The 22,372-nt window shown below is 47.1% G+C and carries 16 protein-coding genes; all 16 read right to left on the reverse strand.

All coding sequences use genetic code 11. The annotated features are described in order from the left end of the window. Positions 1–16 precede the first annotated feature (16 nt). A complete protein-coding gene (locus GRF59_RS04615; protein WP_160496465.1) occupies positions 17–412 on the reverse strand; it encodes a VOC family protein in 396 nt (131 codons plus the stop codon). Between the two features lie 182 nt (positions 413–594). After that, positions 595–1,851, reverse strand: coding sequence for an RNA polymerase sigma factor (locus tag GRF59_RS04620; RefSeq protein WP_160496466.1), 1,257 nt, complete (start codon positions 1,849–1,851; stop codon positions 595–597). A 373-nt stretch (positions 1,852–2,224) separates the two neighbouring features. After that, entirely contained in the window at positions 2,225–3,349 is a 1,125-nt protein-coding gene (locus tag GRF59_RS04625) for a glycoside hydrolase family 88 protein (RefSeq protein WP_202128490.1), read from the reverse strand. Between the two features lie 87 nt (positions 3,350–3,436). Continuing rightward, entirely contained in the window at positions 3,437–5,293 is a 1,857-nt protein-coding gene (locus GRF59_RS04630) for a DUF2264 domain-containing protein (protein ID WP_160496467.1), read from the reverse strand. Positions 5,294–5,330: 37 nt separating this feature from the next. Beyond that, on the reverse strand, positions 5,331–6,932 hold the full coding sequence (locus GRF59_RS04635) for a response regulator transcription factor (RefSeq protein ID WP_202128491.1): 1,602 nt from the start codon (positions 6,930–6,932) through the stop codon (positions 5,331–5,333). After that, complete coding sequence (locus tag GRF59_RS04640) at positions 6,904–8,724, reverse strand: histidine kinase (protein ID WP_160496468.1); 1,821 nt, start codon at positions 8,722–8,724, stop codon at positions 6,904–6,906. The genes GRF59_RS04635 and GRF59_RS04640 overlap by 29 nt, the downstream gene beginning before the upstream one ends. A 117-nt stretch (positions 8,725–8,841) precedes the next feature. Next, positions 8,842–10,203 (reverse strand): ABC transporter substrate-binding protein, encoded by a 1,362-nt coding sequence (locus GRF59_RS04645; protein ID WP_160496469.1) that lies wholly within the window; start codon positions 10,201–10,203, stop codon positions 8,842–8,844. Between the two features lie 139 nt (positions 10,204–10,342). After that, positions 10,343–11,164, reverse strand: a complete 822-nt coding sequence (locus tag GRF59_RS04650; RefSeq protein ID WP_160496470.1) for a carbohydrate ABC transporter permease — start codon at positions 11,162–11,164, stop codon at positions 10,343–10,345. A 23-nt stretch (positions 11,165–11,187) separates the two neighbouring features. Further along, the gene (locus tag GRF59_RS04655; RefSeq protein WP_160496471.1) at positions 11,188–12,096 is read right to left on the reverse strand and encodes a carbohydrate ABC transporter permease; all 909 of its coding nucleotides are present in this window, start codon (positions 12,094–12,096) and stop codon (positions 11,188–11,190) included. Positions 12,097–12,309: 213 nt separating this feature from the next. Further along, positions 12,310–14,058: a glycoside hydrolase family 35 protein gene (locus GRF59_RS04660; protein ID WP_160496472.1), complete on the reverse strand. Its 1,749-nt coding sequence runs from the start codon at positions 14,056–14,058 to the stop codon at positions 12,310–12,312. Positions 14,059–14,094: 36 nt separating this feature from the next. Further along, complete coding sequence (locus tag GRF59_RS04665) at positions 14,095–15,372, reverse strand: Gfo/Idh/MocA family protein (RefSeq protein WP_160496473.1); 1,278 nt, start codon at positions 15,370–15,372, stop codon at positions 14,095–14,097. A 40-nt stretch (positions 15,373–15,412) separates the two neighbouring features. Beyond that, entirely contained in the window at positions 15,413–16,300 is an 888-nt protein-coding gene (locus tag GRF59_RS04670; protein WP_160496474.1) for a carbohydrate ABC transporter permease, read from the reverse strand. A 15-nt stretch (positions 16,301–16,315) separates the two neighbouring features. Further along, positions 16,316–17,206: an ABC transporter permease subunit gene (locus tag GRF59_RS04675; protein ID WP_160496475.1), complete on the reverse strand. Its 891-nt coding sequence runs from the start codon at positions 17,204–17,206 to the stop codon at positions 16,316–16,318. 109 nt (positions 17,207–17,315) lie between these two features. Beyond that, positions 17,316–19,037, reverse strand: coding sequence for an extracellular solute-binding protein (locus tag GRF59_RS04680; RefSeq protein ID WP_160496476.1), 1,722 nt, complete (start codon positions 19,035–19,037; stop codon positions 17,316–17,318). A 145-nt stretch (positions 19,038–19,182) separates the two neighbouring features. Beyond that, positions 19,183–20,535, reverse strand: a complete 1,353-nt coding sequence (locus tag GRF59_RS04685) for a response regulator transcription factor (protein WP_160496477.1) — start codon at positions 20,533–20,535, stop codon at positions 19,183–19,185. A 2-nt stretch (positions 20,536–20,537) separates the two neighbouring features. Continuing rightward, on the reverse strand, positions 20,538–22,280 hold the full coding sequence (locus GRF59_RS04690; protein ID WP_160496478.1) for a sensor histidine kinase: 1,743 nt from the start codon (positions 22,278–22,280) through the stop codon (positions 20,538–20,540). Between the last annotated feature and the right edge of the window lie 92 nt (positions 22,281–22,372).

Consider the following 22,372-nt stretch of genomic DNA (forward strand, 5'->3'; position numbering starts at 1 on the left):
GTGATGGGTCTACCCACTATTGCTTGACGATTTGCCACGTAACGCCGAATTGGTCTACGATTTCCCCGTAATAGGCGCCCCAAGGCTGAAGCTCAAAAGGATATTTATTCACGCCGCCTTCAGCGAGCTTTTCGTAAGCTGTTCTCGCTTCGAATTCGCTTTCGTAGGATAAAGCTAGATTGATGCTCCGTGTTCTGGTGACGGGTTCAAAAGAATCCGAAAATAGAAGCGTGTTATTGCCAGCTACCGTTAAAACCATATGCATGACCTTGTCTTTGGCGGCTTCCGGTGTTCCCGGCACCTCCCCGAACGTCTTGATCGAATGAATTTGGCCTCCAAGCGCCTGTTTATAGAATGCTGCCTGTGTTCTTGCATCCTCCGACATGATATAAGGATTCAATTGTGCTCCCATATTTCAACATCCTTCCATCGTTTATTGGCTTTAAGGCTATATCTATAACCTTATTAACCCGGTTTCTACTTAAACGACGAATGAAAGGAAGCAGAATCGACATTTCCGGAAAACTTTTTTTGCTTTTTTTAGTATTTTTGAATTCATTCAGTGATCTGGATCATCTAACCGTCTGCTGAATCTTATTTTGGAATGCAATTATCGGCTCGCTTCAAAAGCAATTCCCGTTCGCGTTCATTGCGCGTCAACGACGCGGCTCGTTCGAATTCTTCCCGCGCTTCCTCGAAGCGCTCCAATTTGTATAACAGATCTCCGCGAACACTGGGAAGCAGATGGTAATCTTTAAGCATAGATTGCTTCCTCAGTTCATCTACCAACTGAAGACCAAATGCAGGTCCAAAAGCCATAGCGATGGCTACTGCCCTGTTTAACTCCACAATGGGTGAAGGCATCGAACCTAACAGAGCTTCATATAGTGCGGCAATACGCGTCCAGTCGGTTTCCGAAGGGGTGCGCGCCTGTGCATGGCAGGCTGATATGGCTGCCTGCAGTGTATATGGGCCATACGGATGCCCAAATTTCTGGCTGCGCTCGAGTGCGGCTAAGCCTCGCCGGATTAACAACTGATCCCAAAGCGCCCTGTTTTGGTCCATCAGCAGAATGGTCTCTCCATCTGGTCCGACTCTCGTCTTTAACCTTGAAGATTGAATCTCCAAGAGCGCTACCAAGCCATGTACCTCGGGTTCTTGCGGAACCATCGCCGCGAGAACCCGTGCTAGTCTCAGCGCTTCCTGACACAAGATCGGACGAATCAATTGCTCTCCTGAGGTGGCCGAATAGCCTTCATTGAACATCAAATAAATGATCTCAAGCACCGATGACAGCCTATCCTTGAGCGCAGGACCCGTCGGGACCTCGAAAGGCACTTTCTCTGCGTTAAGCGTCCGTTTGGCTCGCACGATGCGCTGAGCGATGGTTGATTCGGCAGCAAGAAACGCACGGGCAATCTCATCGGTTGAAAGTCCGCATAGCAAACGCAGCGTCAAAGCCACTCTCGCATCCCGCGATAAAACCGGATGACATGTCATGAAGATCAGGCGCAGGAGATCATCACCGAACTCACCATCAAGATTTTCATCCAGAACATGCTCCGTATATAAATCCGAGCTGCGCGCAAGCTCTTCGTATTTCTGATCACGCAGCTTGTTCCTGCGCATCATATCGATCGCACGACGTTTGGCCGTTGTCATGAGCCATGCCCCTGGATTGTCGGGAATCCCCGTATCCGGCCAACGCTCCAGCGCGATGACAAGGGCATCCTGGGCGAGATCTTCGGCTAGTCCAACATCACGGACCATCCGGGTTAAGCCTGCAATCAATTGGGCAGATTCGATTCGCCAAATGGCATCAATGGTCCGTTTCGTTCCGCTCATAGCCATAACCTAATCGGCTCCAAAAAAACAGTTGGCTTGACGTCTTGTTGATGATCATCTTCTGCAGCGAATAATGCTCCATCCCTTTCAGATCGTTCAATGATCCGTGGCATGGATTTCCGGATTTCCCGACTTAATATGAGACCAGATTCTGAATTCATCGCATATTGAGATGTCATCTTGAACCGCATCATTCATCCCCTCCCTTTCCGAAATAAATCCATTTATAATTTAACACGCAAGCCTTGAACAGGCACTTGTTTTTACTAAATAATCCAAATTCGCATGTTTTTCTGAATCGGATGAATATCAGAACAGTAAACATAGCAAAAAACCTCCGAGATTAAGATTCTCAGAGGTTAATCTTGGTGCTCCATGTTTACGTTTCATACCAAAATGCTTTATTTCCTTTCTCAAGACGAACCAGCGCTTCGAGGTAAAAATAGTCTCCCCAGATCATATAATCATCCGGTGCACGCTCTCCCCTAACATGGTAGGAACCATGCTTCAGCAGCCCTTCCGCATCCGGCAAATCCGTCGTGGCATAGTGCTCCACCAATGACCTCATGCTGCGATGAAGAACTTCCTCGAATATAGTGCGTTCAGGATCGCTCTCTTCCATGTACTCTAGCAGCTCCAGCAGACCGCAGGCTGCAATGGCAGATGCCGAGCTATCACGCGGAGTGAGTTCTTCAACCGGAACATCAAAATCCCAATAGACGACGTCATCCTCAGGCAAATGTTCGATAAAGTATCTGGCCAGAAGTTTCGAAGTATCCAAAAAAGCTTCGTGTTTCGTATACCTATAGGCTAGAGCAAACCCGTATATACCCCAGGCTTGGCCGCGCGTCCAGGTCGATCCATCCTGATAGCCCTGATGGGTGCCTCCCCGAAGAGCACTTCCATTTTCTGTATGAAAATAGAAGGTATGATAGGATGAACCATCTCCGCGTACAAGGAACTTCTGGCTCTGCAGAGCGTGGCGGAACGCTATGTCATAATATTTCGCATCACCAGTTTGTTCATATGCCCAGAACAGAAGCGGGAGATTAAGAAGACAATCAATAATCATTCTTCCCCCGTTATCCGGATCGTCCTCTCGTCCCCAGGCTTGAATAATGCCAATACGCGGCCGCCACCGGGCTAATAACTTATCCGCAGCCTGAAGTGCGGCTTCGCGCGCAGCCTGATTGCCCGTCACATGCCACTCCGCAACGGCTGACAGCGAGTACAGAAATCCGATATCATGGTGATCCAATGCCACGTGGCGATCCAGCCGATCTTGAAAATTGGCAAGATAGGATTCAGCAGATTCTTTATAAAATGCTTCTTGTCCGTACTCATAAGCGAGCCACATCATCCCGACATAAAAGCCTTCGATCCAGTCATTATTGTCTCCCCACTCATACCGTTCCCCGTCCGTAATATGAGGCAACTTGCCAGGATGTTTCAGAATATTTTGTTTTATTTTCAGTAGCGCATCGTCTATCGCATGAGTCCACATGTTCAACATCACCTCATCATAAAATTGAATTGTCCCCAGATTCATTGAATGCAGGTTGCATCTGAAGGAGTTGCCTCGTCATCCCCACTAGATCTTCATGTTGAAGTAGCTCGCCTTCGTCCCAGCATCCGTCACGATGTAATTTCCCTCAGACGTCTGTTCCACCAAGGGCGGAAGACCGTAGTTTCTATGATTCTCTTCATTATTCGATGCTCCGAATACGGAAGATATGAGAAGATGTTCACCCGGCTCGAGCTCAACGGTCAGTGTGGGAATCATGGTCCTTGGCTTCAATAGATTCGTATTCGCTTCCGGATATATCATGACCGCTTTGTCATATCCTTTCACGTTCACCACGCCGCTAATACCTGCTGGCATCATCGCCGCGATTCGGTCAGGGGCTGCCTCAATCGCATCTGCTTCTCGCAACGAATAATCCGACATTCTTCCAACTGCAAACCCACCTTCAGCTGCAGCAAGAAAACGATTGGAGCGTATACGGTGAATCCGTACATGCCACTTCCCGGCAGGAATAAGCCATGTTCGTACTTCAACGTCATGCCACGGGAGCCATCTCGAATATACATAGCGTTCCTCGATATGATACTCTTCGCAAAAACGCCTTACACGGTAATGCTCATCACGTTCGCAAAGGGCGAGCGTTGAATCATATGCTCCTTGAGCCAGTCCATAATACCCTTTAGGAACGCTGAAGCCGAAACGGGTAGAGTAGGCAAACTTCGAATATTTCGCGGCGTTATGAGCCAGTTCGAAGTTCGCCATTTGTCCGGATGCCAGAGCGACAACATGCCCGTCATCATCCGGTCTGCAGAGAATCATTCTTGCATGAGGCTGCGCTAATACGGATTGTAAGGCAGGCAGAGGTTCCTCTTCTACCGACCAGAACGGATGATCATCCGGCAAATCCAGAATAAGAAAAGCCTTGTATCCCCAATATGGCGACCCTGGAGCATTGTAGCTCTCACCCATGGTCAGGTTAGGATAGGCATATCCAATGCTTAACAAGCCATCCGGACTAAAGATTGGTTGGGAAAACCACCACCGAAGATGCCTCATAATGATCCCTTTCATGACACCAAGCGAGAATGGCTCAACTCCGGCAAATACGAGCGCACTCCAGAAGGAAACTTGGGCGAAGCGGTACGTTTGACTGCGTCCGAAGGGCAAACTGCTTCCATCTTCGGCGAACCAATATATGAACTGTTCGGCAAATGTCGTGGCCCGCTCACGGTAGACCTTGGCACGTTCCGGGTCGTCATCCTCCATCAGTTTGGCATAGATCAAGGAGTAGTAATGCATCCCGAAAGGAACGTAATAATCCCGTTGATCCGTCTTCCCGTCCGAATACCATCCATCGCCCAAATAATACGTGTCGATTGCTTCGAGATATTCATCCATGATGGCCTGATTGTGAGGCAATCCCACCTTTTTGAATCCAACATTCACGAGCACGGTAAACAACAGCCAATTGTTGGGATTGGAATGATCCACCAGGTTGATTTGATTCAGCCACTGAAACAGATTCTGCTTCTCCTGCTTGCTGAGCGGGTCCCATAACTTATGCGGAGCGAGGGCTAACCCGAGCCCGAAGATCGCCTGTTCTACCATCCGTTGATCCTGGGTAACAAAAGCTCCCCAATATTCTTCATACTCCGGATTGGTGCCATTGATGATTCCCTGAAGATATAGCGGCCACAAATCTGATTCGCCGCCTCCACCGGCATGCGGAACAAGTCCCCATAGCGGTCTGGAGAACGCTTCCATAAGAGCTACGGCTTCATTATGCATTGCTGCCGTCGATCCAAGCTGCAGTCCTGAATATCCGGTGGTAAAATGACGTTTTAAAGGTTCCAAAGTATCAAGTACTGCCTGCTGTATTTCAGTCTTCGTTCCAAACTGAAAGTGATGGGAACGCTTATCCATTGGATGCATTTTTTCGTTTCCTTTCCTGTAACCAGAATTAATTCCACGACGTATATTCGCTTGGTGTCATCCCGATTTCCCGTTTGAACAATTTGATAAAATAGCTCTTGTTGGCATAGCCCAGGTAATCCGATATTTCCTCTACCGTCTTATTGGATTGCTGTAATAATTGTTTCGCCTTTTGAAGCTTAACCCTATTGACGTATTCGATGAAATTCTGGTTGGTTTCCCGCTTGAATAATCGGCTGAAGTAGCTTGAATTCAGGTTTAAGTATCCTGCCATATCTTCAAGGGTCAACTTCTCGGTTACATGTTGAATCACATATTGCTGTGCCCGGATCACCTCAGTTCGCTTCGAACGGACTGACAATATACTTAACTTGCCGGATAGCTCGATCAAATACTGTATAATCCAGCTCTGCAAATGTTCCATCGTGTGAATGCCGTTCACCACATCGTACAGCTTTTCTTCCGAATGGCTCTGCTGAACCTGCAAAGTAACTTTCGTCTTCATTTGCAAATCCATGAGCAGCTGCAGTACCCATTCCTTCACGTCCCCAGGATTAAAACGGTTGGCTCCTACCCATGCAGCCCATTCCTGTACGACAACTTCTAGTTGATCAGGTAGATTCATAGCTAGGTTGTCATTCAGCTTCGAAAAAAAGGAGGCATACTCTTCGTACATGTCTTCGCTGGAAAAGGTAGATTTCTCAAAAGCATGAAGCTTGGATTCCTCTAAATAAAAGCGCTGGCTAAACTCTTTCAGCATCGGTAATAAAACTTTTCGAAGCTCTTCGGGTCCGGATGCTTCCCTGCCGATGAAGCAGGTGACCGATATTTTCAAATACTCTTTAATGGCCTTCATCGCCTTGGAGACCGAATAATAGAGCAGCTGCCTCTCTTTGGCGGGTTCATCGCAACAGACGAGGATGACCAGCTCATTGTTATGGTGAAAAATAACGCTCCGGTGCATGGAATCGAGCACTTCCTGGAGGACGTTCTCTACCGCAAACGCTATCGTATAATCGTTCATTTTACGGGAGCGGGCTACTTCAGACATCCGGTCCACGGAAACAACCAACGGCACATAATATCTGGCATCCAGTACAACTCCATTGATTTGAGCATGCTTCAACCATGCTTCCTTGGTCCAAGTTAGCTGGTACAGCGTGTCCTTCAGCAATTTCTCCTTTAGCGCCGAACGGTTTAGCGATTCCTTCTGCATATACATCATGACTTCTTGGGCCCTGCTTTTCTCCTCGCTCAAATCGACCGATATGTTACGCAGTAAATGCTGCAGCTGCTCTACATTCAGACTTTCTTTCAGAACGTAATCGCTCACCTTTAATTTCATCGCTTGCTGGGCATAAACGAATTCATTATGACAAGACAGGATGACCGCCCTCAGCTGCGGATTCACTTTGCTGAATTTCTCCAGCATCTCCAAGCCGTTCATCTTGGGCATCCCGATATCTGTAATGACGATGTCCGGAAAATTCCGCTGCGTGCTCTCCCAAGCCTCCAGTCCGTTCGAGTAACAACCAATCAGTTCGATGCCTAGTTCCTTCCACGAGACGCTTTGAGATAAATAACGTATAACAGGATAATCATCATCCACCAGAATTGCTGTCAACACCATGCTCACCTCTCTCCAGCTGGAATGGAAATGTTAATATGATGTTCGTTCCTACGTCCCTCTCACTGTGAATTTCGAGTTGAACATCGGGACCGTAAATAAGACGCAGGCGCTGGAATACATTCTGTACGCCAATACCGGAAAAACCTTTTTTTGCAGGTTCGGTGTGCATTTGTACACTGTCTACGCCTGCACGGAGCTCCTGTATCTGAACCTCACTCATCCCAACCCCATTGTCCCTGACCGATATCCTCAGATCATTCGTTCCATCTTTCGTGAGATGCTGAGCATCAATGAATATATCCCCGTCAAACTGTTCAAACCCATGGATGATAGCGTTTTCAATGAGGGGTTGAATCATGAATCTTGGAACCAGGGCATTCTCGCATCCTGTCTCATAACCGACTTCAAGTCTGACTTGATTGGCATGACGGAAATTCATCAACCGGATATAATGCTGAACGGTATCGACCTCTTCGAATAGGGGGATGAACTCATTGTGTCGGTTGATCGTCATCCGCAATAAGGAAGACAAGGAGGATATTAATTCCGCGTTTTCCTTATCACCTTGAATCAAGATATTCAGCCGGATCGAATTCAGCAAGTTGAACATAAAATGCGGGTTGATTTGAGCCTGAAGCATCTCCAGTTCGGCCTTCCGTTTCTTGGATTGTTCGACGGTAATTTGCTCAATCATCGACTCAATCCGGTCAAGCATATGATCAATGGTCTTTGCCAGCTGTGTCACCTCGTTATCGCCGCGTATCCCGGAACGTATATCCAACTGTCCATGGCCGATATGGGTGATAAAGCGGCTTAAATCCCTGATTGGCTTCGTAAATTTCGAGATCAAGGCAGTCAATAACATGCAAAACAGTGTAAAGAATAAAACCTGTAATCCAAAGCTGACCAAAAGAATTTGTTTGTTTTTCGAAACAGCCGACGACAAGGGAACCAAACTCACCAGACGCCAGTTATTCGCATGAATGGCCTGCTCCGCGTATACGTATTTTTTGCCATCCATTTCAATGGTCCTTGCATGCTCCTGCGGATTCCACCATGACATGTTGCTGCCAATGAGCGAAGGATCGGAATGTGAGATCACTTTCCCGTCCTCGCTGAGCAGCATGATCTCCTGATTGGAACTCGAGCCTTTGATGAGATAATTTCGGATCTTATTCTCATTCACGCTAATAACCACATAACCGATTGCGCTGTTGGAAGATGTTCGAATCGGTCTTCCAATCGTGACGAGAAAAGAATTCTTTTTATGAAGCGTGTCAAAATAATTCTGCTGCAAACCGACCCAATAGGTTGAGAATGAAGGCATTTGATTTAACTGCGTAAACCACGGCTGATCATACAGCCTCATAGGATTAAAATCACTGTAAGAATAATTGGTGTATGTAAAATCGTTCTTCCCCAAGATGGTCACATAGAACTCATCATGCTGGCCGAACAGCTCATCCAGCAGCCGGATCAACCGGCTGTAACTCACGAGATAATCGTCCTTTTGTTCCTGCGTCCCCTTCTTCTTCTGTCCGGAAATAATATGCTGCCTGATCTCCGTATTCGTCAGCACGGTATTCGACAGCTCCAAAGTCTGATCCAAAACACTGTTCACATCCGATTGTACGGCCTTTAATGCATCTTCCGAACTGACGACCGCCCGGTCCAACAGAAGATCCTTCGTCAGAAAATTGGTCAATAGATAAATTCCGCCAAGCGGAAGAAGAAAGCATACCAATGCAGACCAGATCAATTTTTTTCGCAATGAGAATTTGGCTATCTTCACTGAATGCAGGCCCCAGATCTTGTATGAATTGGAACAGGGAAAACCGAAGTTTTCCCTTCCCCATCATTGTATATCCCTACTCCATGAACCATCAATCCTTTTATGAAATGAAATAGGTTAGTTTTTATTATTGTTTACGACCTCGGTAATTTTTTGGTCGATGCTGTCTATCGTTTTATCGATATCTTGTTTATTCAAAATGTACAGCTCCGCTTCCGGAATGACGACGTTTTTCGCTTCATCCGCATATTTGGCCGGTACCGGAGCAGAACCTGGAACTGTATTTTTGATCGTGTATTTCAAGGATTCCACATCGATTTTGGATGGATCCTTCGAGGAATTCACAATCGTATCGACGAGCTTATCCGTATCGGATTTCGCCCAACCGGAGAATACTCTTCCGCCAATTTCCAGGCCTTCGGAAGTATACCATCTTACGAATTGATAAGCAGCTTCTTTATTTTTGGATTTTGCTGCCACTGCCATGTATGTCGGTTGAACCGGAGAATAATGCTTGCTCTCGCCCTCTAATTTAGGGAGCGGAGCGAACGCCGTTTTGAATGTAGCCGGAATCGCATCTGTTCCGCCGGATTCTGCTACCATCCAGTCACCCATTGGAAGCATCGCCGCAAGTCCGTTGAAGTACTGGTTACGGTACGCCAGCTTTTGCGAAATAATGTCTTCGTAAGGGTTTACGCTTTTATCTTCATACATCATTCTCTTCATCATTTCCAAATTCGCTTTGAGCAGCGGATCCTTCGCATTGGACGTACCGTCGCCTTTAAGGAATGTATTATCGGATGATTTACTCATCAATTGCAATTGGAAGTAATCCGGCCAATTATGAAGATAAGCACCGTAACGTTTTTGCGCGCCTTCTCCTTGAGTTAATTTCTTGGCATAATCCTCAAAGTCTTTCCACGTCCAATCGGTCGGAACCGGTAAACCGGCTTCGTCCAGCATTGCTTTATTCATAATCACGAACCAGCGCTGCATGGAGGACGGGAGTGCATAAATTTTACCGTTTACTTGGGTATCTACCAGGTATTCATCTTCATACTTGTAGCCGTCTTTTTCAATGTAACCGTCAAGAGGCTCGAACAGTCCGATGTCCGCCCGCTGCGAATAGTTCGTATACGGAAGTTCCACAATGTCGAGCTGATCATTGGAAGCCGCCATGAGATCAAGCTTTTGCATGGATGCAACGGAATCGCCCTTTTCGTTCAGAAGATCCAGCTCCACCTTAATATTGGGATACTTTTTCTCGAATTCCGGGATGATCTTGCTCCATTGTGCTTTGGCATCGGTCTGCCATGTGCTCAGTTTCAGAACGACCTGTTCCGGTGTTGCTTCTTTGCCTGCATCTTTGGTTCCCTCAGCTGTGGATTCCGAGGTTTTGCTGTCACCATTACCGCAAGCCGCAACGACTAACGCAAGGGACAAGCTCAGCAGCATCGCCGATAATCTTTTGATTTTCATATAGACCCTCCTCTAAAATATCTGCATCCGTCAATCATAGAAGCAATTGAAAGCAAGTGATTACAAGAAACATCCTATCATGCTCGAATTTTTCGCGAAGTTCCCATTTTTTACGGAAGCCAAACTATTTTGACTTATATCAACCCTTCACGCCGCCAAGCGATATTCCTTCAATGACTTGCTTTTGACCAATGGCAAAAATAATCAGCAGCGGCAGTATGGCGGAAACCGCCCCGGCCATCATCAGTGAATATACGTCACCATACTGATCCCCAAAGAGGCGGATTCCAAGCTGAATCGTGAACAGTTCTTTGGATTTCAAAAAGATTAATGGATACTGATAGTCATTCCATGTCCATATGAATCTCAAAATAGCGTAGGTTGCCACACCGGGACGGATCAGCGGAAGCGCAATCTGCCAAAAGGTCCGGAAGTAACCCGCTCCATCCATTTTCCCCGACTCGATATATTCATTGTTCACTCCCATGAAAAACTGCTTTAACATAAATGCTCCGATGATGCTGAAGCTGTTCAGCAGTATTAATCCCGCGTGGGTGTCTATCAAATGCAGGTAGTTAAACAATAAGAACTGCGGTACAAGGGAAGCTTGCGGCGGCACCATGTACAAGGCAAGAACCAGCACAAACATCGCATCTCTGCCCCAGAACCGCAATTTAGAGAAACCATAGGCCGCAAGGGCACATACAAAGACATTAATGACGGTCGTTGCGACGGTGATATAAATGGAATTCCAGTAATACCTTACGAATTGTCCGCTCCACACGGTACGATAGTTCTCTACTGCATTCCAGTGTTTAGGAATCCATTCGATTGGAAATTTGAATACATCCGCCTCGGGCTTGAATGACGTGGACAGCATCCATACGAATGGAAGAATGAACAGAATTCCGATCAGGGCCATGACGATGGTCCAAACGGTTTTGGAAATATGCAATTTCATGTATGATCCTCCTCCCGGTTAACTTAGTAGTTAACCCACTTTTTCTGAGCCAACATCTGTGCTCCTGTAATGATGAGACAGATCAGGAACAAGATTAGCGCCATACTGGACGCGTAGCCCGTCTTTAGTTGGTTAAAGGCCGTATCATACAATTCATATACAATCACCGTTGTCGAATTCGCCGGTCCGCCTTGTGTCAGCACCTGGATCAGATCGAAAATCTTGAACGTACCAATGATACCCGTCACTAATAAAAAGAAGGTGGTTGGCGATATGCACGGCAGCGTGATGCTGCGGAATTTCACCCAAGTATTCGCGCCGTCGATCTCAGCCGCTTCGTACAGATCTTTCGGAATGGATTGCAGTCCGGCAATATAAATAATGATGTTGTATCCCAGCAGAATCCACACCTGAATCATCATCAGGGACGGAAGCGCAAAGTCAATATCTGCAAGCCATTTCGGCGGATTGGCCATTCCCAGTGACATCAGCGTTTTGTTCACCGGTCCAAGAGACGGATGGAACAGAACCTGCCAGACCATTGCAACCGCGACAATGCTAGAAATATAGGGCAGGAAGTACACCACCTTGAAGGTATCCTTCAGATAGACATGCCTGTCGATCAAAACGGCAAGGATCAAGGCAATCACCATCGTGACCGGAACCGTGATGATGAACACCAGATTGTTGACCAAACTTTGCATAAATGCGCTGTCATGGAATAATTTGACGAAATTGCTTAATCCCGCGAATTTAATGGCACCCATGCCCGCGACAAAATTCCAATTTGTGAAGCTGAGCAGCAAGGACCCGATGACTGGAATGAGCGTCAAAATAATCAGTCCGAGCATTAACGGCGCGACAAATAAATAGCCGGCCAATTGCTCCTTCGCTCCCATGCTGAGATGGGCTGACTTGTTCGTTTCTTTCATGCTTCTCTTCTCCTCCTCAACGTTTTGCGTAGCAAAACCAGCTTCGGAAGCTTATCCGAATCTGCTGCGATGTTCGTTGTATCTTCATTGTAAAAAAGTCATCCGCAGCAAATAAGAAATAGAAATGAGCATTTTGGAACGAATTTGACCAGTTTGCAACCACAGAAAAAAACCTGCCGAGTAGAATATACTCCGCAGGCTTGTTCTGCTTGCTTAACCCAACTCCGGTTGATCGACAAAGGTAACCGCCGGCTCGTTTGTTCCGTACAGCTCCAATATAACGATCTCGTTGTCACCTGTTTTTAATATAGGCCCCGGCACGTACAGCGTTTTCTGCGGTCCGATATTCCAGTGACGCCCCAGATTGAATCCGTTGATGAACACGACTCCCTTCGTCCAGCCTTCAAGACTAATGAAGGTATCTGCCAGCTGATCGACGGTGAAGCTGCCCCGGAAAAACGCAGGCACTCCCTGCTGAATGTCAGGGGTATACGCCAAAGCGGACAGATCATTCAAAGGCAGCGGATAGGTCGTCCATTCCGACAGAAACTGTCTTCCGAAGCGGACTCCCTCCGTGATGCCTTTGCGGTCTTTCATGTAAGGTCCATAGTTGACCCGTCCCATGTTCTCCACGAGTACGCTGATCCGAAGGCCTTCGGCGGGAACCTCGAATTCGATCTTCGTATCCGGCTCACAGCGGTCCAGCGTTCCGGCGAGCTTGCCGTCCAAGAATACAAGCGCGCGGTCGCGCAGGTCTTGAATGAAAAGTTCATCCTTCGGTCTCGGACCGGAAATGAACGTATCGTATTGGATAAAGCCGTAATCCTGCCCCAGCTTCTCCATCGGTTCCGGGTAAGCTGTATGAATTGCCGTGGAAATTCGGTCCAGGTTCGCAGATAATAAGGCTGTTTCCGTCAAAGCCACTTTTCCGTACGCTTTTTTCGGTACTGGAGCCGGAAGTTCCAGGGGTTGCAGAGGAACGTATTTCGCAATGACATCGCGAATCGCAAAAAATTTATCCGTGGGCTCACCATTTTCGCTCAAGGGCGAATCGTAATCGTAACTGGTCACGGTTGGCTCGTAGCTGTCTTCGGTATGTCCGTTGGCTCCATTCCAGAAGCCGAAGTTCGTTCCTCCATGGAACATATAGAAGTTCACGGATGCTCCCAGTCGGAGCATGTCATCCAGCACATTCGCAGCGTCCGCCGCCGAACGTGTGTGATGCTCCTCGCGCCAGTGGTCAAACCAGCCGTTCCAATATTCCATGCACATGAATGGAGCATCCGGCTGATACTCCCGCAGCTTGTCGAAGGATTCGGCTGCGCGTGACCCGAAATTCACCGTTGCAAGAACGCCATCGACCATTCCGCCCTGCAGCATGGCATCTTCAGCACCGTCGGAAGTGAACAGAAGCACATCCATTCCCCGGCGGATCATTGCGTCCTTCAAGTAGTTCAGGTACTTCTTGTCGTTGCCGTAGCTTCCATATTCATTCTCGATTTGCATGGCAATAATCGGACCGCCTTGAGTACAGAGCAGCGGTTTCAGCATAGGGAGAAGCACATCATAATAGTCATCCACATGATCCAGAAACGGTTTGTGGTAACAGCGAAGACGCATATCGGAGTCAGCTAAAAGCCAGGACGGAAGTCCTCCAAACTCCCATTCTGCACAAATATATGGAGACGGGCGCACAATGACGTGTAGTCCCAGCTGGCCTGCCAGCTCGACAAACCGGACCAGGTTTGCGATACCATCAAAATGGAACTGGCCTTTTGTCGGTTCATGCAGATTCCATGGCACGTACGTTTCCACGGTGTTCAAACCGCAAGCCTTGAGCTTCAGAAGCCGATCCTCCCAGTACTCCGGCACGACGCGGAAGTAGTGGATCGCTCCCGATAATATTTGAATCCGCTCGTCATTAACATAAAAAGAATTTCCCGAATAACGAAATGTAGACATATGTCCCTCCGAATGGTTCATGTTGTAAATCCTGGTTTATTTCACTTCCTCGCGGATGCTGTAACGCTGTTCAAATTCTTTCAAGCTGATGATCTCGCCCGACGTTCTCGACTCCTCAGCTGCGAACGCCATCAGATGACTCTGAACGGAATGGTCCGCCGATGTAAGTCCTTGAGCGTTGCCGTCCTCGCGCACCAATTTGAGGAAATCCTTGATCAGTCTCATGTCTCCGCCGCCATGTCCAACATGTCCGCCCATGTCCTCAAAGGAAATCCGTTCGACCTTGCCGCTGCCGAAGTGGATAATCTCGATTTCATTCTTCTCCATGGCTCCGCGGATCTCGCCTGTCGTCCCCATCAGCTTGAGCGTCCGGCTGACATCCCTCGTAAACGCGCTCATCGTGAATGCAGCCGTAACGTCATTCGCAAATTCAAGATTCACGACTTGATGATCTACAACATCGTTATCGCAATGGTATACGCATTTTCCGTACGGCCCTTCTTGCAGCGCCTTATAGCGGGCATCATAGCTCATATCGTCGCTGATCGCTGAAGTCGGCCAGTTCGTATCCTCCGTCAAATAGATATCGGGTGCATAGTAAAGGCATTCGTCCGCAACCGGACAACCGTCCAAGCAACGAAGCGGTGCCCCTTCCGGTGCTTCCGAAGACTTAAAGTGGCTAAGTGAACCGAAGGAGGAAACGTTAACGCATTCCGAACCGGCCAGCCAGAGCAAAATGTCGAGATCATGGCAGGACTTTGCCAGAATCATCGGACTGGACTCATCCTTCCGGCGCCAGTTACCCCTTACGAAGCTGTGCGCTTGATGCCAATAGCCGACGTTCTCGTTATGCTGAATCGCCATCAATTTACCGATCGCGCCTTTTGTCAGCAGTTCTTTCAGCGTTGTGAAAAACGGCGTGTATCTGAGTACGTGACAAATCGAAAATACAAGTCCGGCCTTGGACGCCATTTCCCCCATCCGTATGCATTCTTCTGGGTCAGGTGACATCGGTTTTTCAAGCAGCACATGATACCCCGCTTGCAGCGCCTTCATCGTCGGCTCGAAATGCTGCTGATCCTGGGTGCAAATGAGTACCGCATCCGCAAGCTTCGGCTTCGCGAAGAATTCGTCCCAATGTTCAAAACACATTTCATCGGCAAGTCCGTGCCTTGCCTTAAAGTTTTCTCTCCGCTGCTGTACCGGTTCCGCGACCGCAACGACTTCAAGCTCACCCGGATGCTGCAGCGCGTACTCCAAATAATTGATTCCGCGCAGTCCCGCTCCGATCAATGCAACCTTTATTTTTTTCATATGAAATTCTGCACTCCCTTGCGTATAAGTCTCCCTGCTGTTATTCTTTTACACTTCCGACAGTCATCCCTTTGACAAAATACTTCTGCAAAAACGGATATACGATCATGATCGGCAGTGCTCCCATGAAGATCTGGGCTGTCTGAAGTGTTTTCTCACTGAGGTTCTCCATGGCCTTGATCTGTTCTATCGAGATGGACGTCATCTGGGAATTAATCGACATGATGAGCGTGGAAAGATACGTCTGAAGCGGATATTTATCCGGTGAATTCAAGTACAATATTCCGTCAAACCAAGCATTCCAGTGTCCTACGATGGTGAATAGACCGATGGTCGCGATGGACGGCAGCGATATTGGAAGATAAATGCGCCATAAAACTCTCCAATGCCCGGCTCCGTCAATGGTCGCTGCTTCATCCAGCTCTTTCGGAATGGATCTAAAAAAGTTCAACATCAATACCATATTCCATACGTTTAGAGCTCCGGGCAGGATCAGCGCCCAGATCGAGTCAATCAATCCCGTATTTTTTACGATAATATAGGTCGGAATCAATCCGCCTCCAAAAAACATCGTAACGGCAAAAAACCAAACATATAACGTGCGAAACTTAAACTGCTCCACCGATTTCGATAGTGGAAATGCAGTAATAAAGCATAGGAACATATTGACAGCCGTCCCGAGCACCACTCTTTCAACGGATACGCCAAGCGACCTGAAAAACTCTACTTTCTCGCCAAGATACCGATAAGCGTCAAAGTTGAAACCGACCGGCCACAGCTTTACTTCCCCCGCCATTGCCGCCGTGTTCGAGCTTAAAGATACCGAAAGCAAATGAATGAAAGGGATAATGCCAAGCAAGGTAATTGCAGTTAGCAGCAGCGTATTACATACGACAAATATCTTTCTGCTGATCGTTGGTTTATGCATTTCTCTACCTCCAGCCTAAAAAATCCGATAATTGTTGTATTTGTAAGCCGCATAATAGGTCACAGACACCAAAACCAATGATATCGCGGATTTAAACAGTCCTACAGCGGCGGCAGGTCCAAATTGTTGGCTAAACATACCGAGCCTGTAAACGAACGTATCGATAATATCCGCACCTTCATATACCGTCGGGTTATACATGATCAGAATTTGTTCAAAGCCTGCATTCAATATGCCTCCGAGACTTAATACCGCAAGGAGAATGAGGATCGGAGCCATCCCCGGCAAAGTGATGTTAAGCATCTGCTTCCATTTTCCGGCCCCGTCTACTTCAGCAGCCTCATAAAGCGTCGCATTGATTCCGGTAATGGCTGCAAGCATGACGATCATATTGTAGCCCATCCCTTTCCAGACATCGGAACCAATGACAATACCGCGGAACCATTCGTTATCCAGCATGAACATAATAGGTTTGAGTCCCATGGATGTAATCAATCCGTTCACGGGACCGCTTAGCGAGAACAATTCGATAATGACGCCGCCGAGCACGGTCCAGGACAGAAAGAACGGCAGGAATACGGCGGATTGGATAAACCGCGAGAACCATCGTTTGGTAACCTCGTTAAGCAATAATGCAAGAATCAATGGAACAACCAAAAACAGCACCATTTTAATGACCGCGATCACGATGGTATTCCACAACACCTGCTTAAAATCAGGCATATTAAACACGTACTTGAAATTATCAAAACCTACAAACTTAGAGTGAAAAAAGCCTGACAACGGCTCAAACTGCTGAAATGCCATCACAAGACCGGCCATGGGTCCGTAGGCATAAATCAACGTAAAAATAACTCCGGGAAAAAGCATGATATGCAGCAGATATTCCTTTTTCAGCGTTCTCACAGATGGACCTCCCCGTTCATTCTAAAACGGGAGGAAGCGCCGGCGTCAATCAGGCTCATCCTCCCGTTTCATCATTTAATTCAGTATGATTACAACATCCTCAAATGATTTATTTCGCAGCCTCTTTGCTATACCAGTCGTTAACCTCTTGGGTGATTTGATCGCCGCCAAGAGATTTCCAGCTTTGAACGAACTTATCGAATTCATCCAAGGACGCACCCATAATAATTTTGGTGAAGGACTCCTGCATCAGCTTATCCAGCTGAGCTCCCTTTTCGACTTGCGTTTCTGTCGGAAGACCATAGAATTCATTGTTTACAAAAGCTCCGCTCTCCTTGATCTTACGCGTCACGCCCCAGCCGCCGTCTTTCGCCGCACGACTGAAATATTGACCCCAGTTCACGCCTTTGCTTGCGTTCGATGTATTTCCGGACAGATAATCCTTTGCTGCCTTGAACACGTCTGCAACGTTTTTGTAGTTTTCATCGTCAAGCGTAATTTCTTCTTGTTTTGCATCAAGCGCCTTGTTAACCTCAGTGAAAATCGTATCGATCTGGGCCGGATTATAAATCCGCGGATTAAACCAGTTGTAGACATATCCATTTTCCGCTTTATTCTGATCCATGTATTTCTTTTTGCCCACTTCAATATAGTAGTTCAGCATCTTGATGGCAGCTTCCGGATTCTTCATATTCTTGTTAACCGCAAAGACTTTTCCGCTGCGGATCTTAGGCACAAGCGATTTGCCCGAACCATCGAGGCCCGGAATTTGGATTGGAATCCATTCTGCCTTCGGATCTTTATCGACATTCAGGTTCAACGGATAGTTCGGATACCACCATTCCCCATACACAATGCCGACTTTTCCTGAAGTAATATCTTCAACTGCTTTGTTTTCGTCCTTCAGGGCAAATTCCTTGTCGAGAATGCCATCTTTGTACCACGATTGCAGCTTGCCAAGCGCGGTCTTCACTTCAGGTTGGACAAGACCAGGAATCAGCTTGCCGCCACTGTCCTTGATCCAGGCAGACTGATTGTCGCCAATCGAAGGATACGCGCCAAAGCCATTAAAGAAACCTCTCAAGTCGTAACCCCAGAAGAACAGATTTTTTTGGAGAGCGACGCCGTAGGTGTCGTTTTTACCGTTTTGATCCGGGTCGTTTTTAGCAAACGCTTCTGCGACCTTGTCCAGATCATCCATCGATTGTGGCGGCTGAAGCTTCAAATTATCAAGCCAATCCTTCCGGAGCCAGAGCAGCTGGGTGGACAGAAACGGGTCTTCGAATGCAGGCATCGCCAGCAGTTTCCCATCCTCGGAGAATGTCTTCATTGCGAATCCGCCATCCGATTCCATGTACTTTTTCAGTTCCGGGGAAGCGTAATCATTATAGGCTTGCGTCAAGTCGGCTAGCATCCCCTGTTTTCTCAGCTTTTCAAAGTCCTTCTGGTTGAGCTCCATAATATCCGGCAAGTCAGCCGAGGCCATGGCTAGAGCGAACTTTTGCTCGAACTGGCTGGATGGAACCGTCCACTTGTATTTGACTTCAATGTTCATCATTTCTTTCAAATCTTTAAGATACGCATTCTGTTCCGGCGTAATCCCTTTTGGTGTCCGCGGATCCTCGGGCGGATTGTAGCCGAGTACTTCCGATACCGTTACCGTTTCCGGATACTTGCCGAGTGGCTCGGGTGGCGTGCTGCTCTTGTTTTCTTCGGTTGCAGTCGTCTGGGACGATCCAGCTGACTCTTTTCCAGGACTTGAGCATGCAGATAATACGGATACTGTCATCGTGGCAATCAAAATCATTTTCCATGGTTTGATTAATTTCATGATGAATGCTTTCCCCCTTTGTATGCTGTAATGTTGAACCTTGTTTATATACTTCATTATAAATTTCGAAGGAAAACGCTATCAATTTTGAGTTTTTTACTTTGCTATCAATTTCTTTACCAAATCTATCATCAAACCTCCCGATTCAGTTAACGCAGTTGGAATTCCGGTAATCCTGCGGGGACATCCCCATTTTTTTCTTAAAAAAAGTCGTGAAATAAGAATGAGAGTCAAAGCCGACCCGCATGGCGATTTCATTTAATTTCAGATTGGTTTGCTGCATCAGATGCAGTGCTCCTTCCAGCTTCTTCGATTGGATATAGTCAAGGAGGTTCTGCCCCGTTACTTGTTTATAGTAGCGAGACAAATAGGACGGATTGAAATGTACTTCCTCTGCAATCGCCGTTAAGGAGACATCCCCGGACAAATGCTCGTCAATGTACCTGTGAATCTGGTCTATGACAAGCCATTTGACATCTTCCTGCTTCATGCGGCCGTGCTCGTATAAGGCTTCTTCATGCAGATTAGCCTTTTCGATGTCAACAATGACCATACTTTGGCCCATGGCCGCCCTGCTCTGCAGCATACCCCGCAGCGTCTCATATTGGTGACGAATGTTGTCCCAGCGGCCGGCAAGATTCCCTGAAATACCAAATGAAACCGATGTGCCTAGCAAATTTTCGCACTCATTTTGCACAAGTTCGAGTATGCCCTTCATATATACCGATATCCCGTTCCAGTGAAGCTGCGGTTCAGGTTCCGTTCCCATAAAGCGGCCAAGCAGTTCCTCTCCAGGTTGAAGCAGCCACACATGTATACCGCCTTCGATCACGGCATGTTCACTTGCAAAGGCAGGAGGAAGGAAATTGGAAAATGATCTACGGATGGACTCCTGTATTCCCCTTGAAGTTGCTTCTTCCAAACGGTCAACCCTTCCTATGAGGAAAAAAGCCGGCTGCTTCGGTTCGATATGCAGTGACAATTCCTCATACCGCGGCTCAGCCAGAAGTCCACTTACAGATTCGCCGCCCATCAGCCGCTCTACGAGCTCATTTCTAAGAACCGACTCGGCGATTTGAAAATGCATTTTCGCCCTCTCTTCTTTGAGCCTCCGGCCGTTCTCCTCATCCAGCTTATGCGAAGCCTCCTGGACCGCCTGAAAGATCGGATCGATGCCTTCCGTCTTGAGGATATAATTGTCCACGTTTTTGCGCAGCGCCTCATGCACATATTCAAATTCGCTGTATCCCGTCAAAAAAATAACACGGCATAGCGGCCAATAATATGTAATTTCATCGACGAGTTCAAGCCCACTCTTGTAAGGCATGCGGATATCACTAACCAAGATATCCAGCTTCATTTTCTTCGCGATCTCAAGCGCCTCTCTCGCGGAATACGCTTTGCATACATCCAATTCAAACTGCGTATTTTCTTGAAAAAGCTGAACCAGGCCGTTTACGATAACAGGCTCGTCGTCTACAATCAACAGTCGATACATGGTTACGCCCCCTCTTTTTGATCCATTATGATTAGCTCTACCTTAAGGCCGCCGTATTCGCTGCGAGAGATAAACACCCCGCTGCCCAGCCCGTATTTCAGCTGAAGACGGTTATTTACGTTAATCAAGCCCGTTTTTTCGATATACTTCGAGTCCATCACCAGCTTCTCGCGCAGATGTTCCACCACCTCGTCGGTCGCGAGATTCCCGTTATCCTCAACGGTGACGCGAAGTCTCCCTTCCCGGTAGTCCGTGCTGATATATATCATACCTTCCATCATGCCGTCTTCAAATGCGTGCTCGAACACATTTTCGACTATAGGCTGAATGATCAGACGCGGGACGGAGATGGACGGAGGAACACCCGAAATCCCTTCGTACTCGTAAGCGATTCGGTTCGAGAACCGGATGCACTGAATATCACAGTAATCCAGGGCATGCCGGTATTCCTTATAAAACGGAACCTCGTCCGCGCCGCTCCGGGTAATATATTGATAATAACTGCCCAGCTTCTGAGACAACTCCGCGGCACTGTCCGAGTCTCCAACCTTGCACATCATATAGATGTTGAAAAAGCTGTTATACAGAAAATGCGGGTTGATCTGCGACTGCAGCTGCTTCAGCTGGGAGTGCTGCAAGGCGATTTTCTGCTCATAGTTTTCCTCGATCGAATTTTTCAGTTTGCGGGTCATATTGTTGAAGCTGTTGAAGACATAATGGAATTCGTCTTTCGTCTTGGAATCGATCATAATATTCAAATTATCAGTTTCGATCATATGAAAAGCTTTTACCAGCTTCGAAAGCGGTCTATGAATCATCAGATTGACTGAAAAAGAATACAACACCATTACGATAATGGCTATGATAAACAGCGTATAGAACCATGTAATGAACTGGCTCAGCGGACGCGTGATTTCGTTCTCATTCACATACATCAGCAAGGATAAATGTAATGAGCTGACGTCATTTTGGACGATAAAATAACTCACGCCGTTTATTTTCTTCATTTCGGGCGCGTTCGGATCATGCATGCTTTTATCCTCGGTCAGGTACAAAACCTCATTTGATTCTTTCATTTTATTGGCCGTCGTCAGCACCGTGCCAAGTTCTTTATTGCCGAGCAAAACTTCGGACTCCGGATACAATTTCGCAATTTCCTTTAACGCCTCCAGCAGCTTGGGACGGGAGATTTCAATGTACGACCAAATGCCGCCGTTATTCTCGGTTTCGATCAGGAAGATGCGGTTCCCGCTGCGGTAAAAAGAAGGTTTGGGCTTCTCTTTCATCAGCGAAGATATGAGCTTCATCTCCCCATTCGGCGTATTTGTAACACCGGATGCCGTGGATATGGTTTTGCCGACAGCCTCGACATAGACACCTGTGCTTACCACATATTCGCTAGAAACCATGAGCGTCGAAAGACGGTCCCGCACCTGATCGATGAGTTCCACCTCTTCGTAATTTTCCAACATGCTTCCCCTGAAGCTGAGCTTCTGAAGATCTTTGTCATTGAGCAGCTGAAGCTGCAAATTCCGTATAAAAAACATTTCTTTATCGAGCTGTTTGGAATAGAAGGATGCACCTGCCAATGAGGAATTTAGAATGGCATGTTTAGTGATGGACATTCCTTTGTAATTCAGCCAAATATTCATGGATATAAGAGGAAGTAAAAATAAGATAAATACGATAACGATTTTTTGGTACACAAACCATTTGGATGATTTTCCTGCTGCCTGTAGCTTCATGCTTTCCCCCCTGTATTGCTGTCATGTTCCAGTATCCTCTATATGAATTGAACTACATTTATTTTAAGTATAGTGATTAACAAAAAAAGAAC

Source organism: Paenibacillus dendrobii, assembly GCF_009807035.1.
GTDB lineage: Bacteria > Bacillota > Bacilli > Paenibacillales > Paenibacillaceae > Paenibacillus_AQ > Paenibacillus_AQ dendrobii.